This window comes from Pseudomonas sp. AC463 (assembly GCF_979253585.1).
In genome coordinates this window covers 1-257 of sequence record NZ_CEEDDZ010000827.1, presented here as the reverse complement: position 1 = coordinate 257, position 257 = coordinate 1, and the positions used below count along the sequence as shown (strand labels likewise).

Annotated in this window: 1 protein-coding gene; it reads left to right on the top strand. The window is 65.4% G+C overall.

The annotated features are described in order from the left end of the window. On the top strand, window positions 1–257 hold a 257-nt coding region (locus AC0IYH_RS32545; protein WP_471838479.1), incomplete at both ends, for a metallophosphoesterase family protein.

The following is a 257-nucleotide window of genomic DNA, read 5'->3' as shown; positions in this document are numbered from 1 at the left end:
CGCGGAGCCGTACCTCCAATGGTTTCCGAAAAACCGCGCCGCGACGCAGGCGACGTTCCGCGAGCGCGACAGCAGCGGTTTCCATGAGGCGCATGTGTTCAAGGCGCACGGCGTCGAGTTCATGGTGCTGTCGCTGTCGTGGCGCATCTCGGATGCGGCGATCGCGTGGGCGCGCGACGTGATCCGGCGCAACCCGACGCTGCCCGTGATCCTGTCCAACCACCAATTGCTCAACATCGACAAGGACGGCGTCAGCC